This is a genomic window from Arthrobacter sp. MDT2-3, assembly GCF_059090465.1.
On record NZ_JBNHFS010000015.1, the window covers coordinates 1 to 2,375 of the forward strand.

2 rRNA genes are annotated in these 2,375 nt (G+C 55.2%); both read left to right on the forward strand.

What is annotated here, in order from left to right:
* Positions 1–27: 27 nt before the first annotated feature.
* Positions 28–1,553: ribosomal RNA gene (locus tag AC5RUQ_RS20910) — 16S ribosomal RNA — on the forward strand.
* 529 nt (positions 1,554–2,082) lie between these two features.
* Positions 2,083–2,375: ribosomal RNA gene (locus AC5RUQ_RS20915) — 23S ribosomal RNA — on the forward strand; the annotation flags it as partial.

Consider the following 2,375-nt stretch of genomic DNA (forward strand, 5'->3'; position numbering starts at 1 on the left):
TGCATGTTGTGTTCGTTTTGTTTTACTTCAACGGAGAGTTTGATCCTGGCTCAGGATGAACGCTGGCGGCGTGCTTAACACATGCAAGTCGAACGATGATCCCCAGCTTGCTGGGGGGATTAGTGGCGAACGGGTGAGTAACACGTGAGTAACCTGCCCTTAACTCTGGGATAAGCCTGGGAAACTGGGTCTAATACCGGATATGACTCCTCATCGCATGGTGGGGGGTGGAAAGCTTTATTGTGGTTTTGGATGGACTCGCGGCCTATCAGCTTGTTGGTGAGGTAATGGCTTACCAAGGCGACGACGGGTAGCCGGCCTGAGAGGGTGACCGGCCACACTGGGACTGAGACACGGCCCAGACTCCTACGGGAGGCAGCAGTGGGGAATATTGCACAATGGGCGCAAGCCTGATGCAGCGACGCCGCGTGAGGGATGACGGCCTTCGGGTTGTAAACCTCTTTCAGTAGGGAAGAAGCGAAAGTGACGGTACCTGCAGAAGAAGCGCCGGCTAACTACGTGCCAGCAGCCGCGGTAATACGTAGGGCGCAAGCGTTATCCGGAATTATTGGGCGTAAAGAGCTCGTAGGCGGTTTGTCGCGTCTGCCGTGAAAGTCCGGGGCTCAACTCCGGATCTGCGGTGGGTACGGGCAGACTAGAGTGATGTAGGGGAGACTGGAATTCCTGGTGTAGCGGTGAAATGCGCAGATATCAGGAGGAACACCGATGGCGAAGGCAGGTCTCTGGGCATTAACTGACGCTGAGGAGCGAAAGCATGGGGAGCGAACAGGATTAGATACCCTGGTAGTCCATGCCGTAAACGTTGGGCACTAGGTGTGGGGGACATTCCACGTTTTCCGCGCCGTAGCTAACGCATTAAGTGCCCCGCCTGGGGAGTACGGCCGCAAGGCTAAAACTCAAAGGAATTGACGGGGGCCCGCACAAGCGGCGGAGCATGCGGATTAATTCGATGCAACGCGAAGAACCTTACCAAGGCTTGACATGAACCGGTAAGACCTGGAAACAGGTCCCCCGCTTGCGGTCGGTTTACAGGTGGTGCATGGTTGTCGTCAGCTCGTGTCGTGAGATGTTGGGTTAAGTCCCGCAACGAGCGCAACCCTCGTTCTATGTTGCCAGCACGTGATGGTGGGGACTCATAGGAGACTGCCGGGGTCAACTCGGAGGAAGGTGGGGACGACGTCAAATCATCATGCCCCTTATGTCTTGGGCTTCACGCATGCTACAATGGCCGGTACAAAGGGTTGCGATACTGTGAGGTGGAGCTAATCCCAAAAAGCCGGTCTCAGTTCGGATTGGGGTCTGCAACTCGACCCCATGAAGTCGGAGTCGCTAGTAATCGCAGATCAGCAACGCTGCGGTGAATACGTTCCCGGGCCTTGTACACACCGCCCGTCAAGTCACGAAAGTTGGTAACACCCGAAGCCGGTGGCCTAACCCCTTGTGGGAGGGAGCTGTCGAAGGTGGGACTGGCGATTGGGACTAAGTCGTAACAAGGTAGCCGTACCGGAAGGTGCGGCTGGATCACCTCCTTTCTAAGGAGCACCTACAGACATCCGCCCGTTGAATGACGGGGGGGAATGTTTGTCAGGAGTATATGCCCGTTGCGCAGACGTTTGTTCTGCGGCGGGTGCTCAAGGGTGGAATATCAACGAATAGCGGTCGCCTGGTTTCTTCTCTGCCCAGTACGGATGCTTTATGTGTCCTGGAACGGTGGGGTGGGGGTTTGGGTGGTTTAGTGTTTGGCACACTGTTGGGTCCTGAGGCAACAGGGCCGGGTTTGTCGTGGTTTTTGGCTGCGGCGGGTCTGGTGCGTGTTTGTTTCTGGTTTCCTGGCTGCACCGATCGCATGGTTGCCTCTCTTTTGGGGTGTGTGTGGGGTGTGTGGTTTGGGGTTGTTGTTTGAGAACTACATAGTGGACGCGAGCATCTTTTATAAGAAGCAATTTCCAAGAATATGAACCTGGATCTGGCTGCGCGTGATGATGGCTTCCTTTGGGGAGTGGTTGTTGGGTGTGGTTGGTTTTCGTGGTTCTCTCGTGAAGTAGTTTTTTGATCTTTTGTGGTCAAGTTTTTAAGAGCACACGGTGGATGCCTTGGCATTAGGAGCCGAAGAAGGACGTAGGAATCTGCGATAAGCCTGGGGGAGTCGATAACCGGACTGTGATCCCAGGGTGTCCGAATGGGGAAACCCCGCCAGACGCGCGAGTGATCTGGTGACCCGCATCTGAACACATAGGGTGCGTGGAGGGAACGCGGGGAAGTGAAACATCTCAGTACCCGCAGGAAGAGAAAACAATAGTGATTCCGTTAGTAGTGGCGAGCGAACGCGGATCAGGCTAAACCGTTCCATGTGT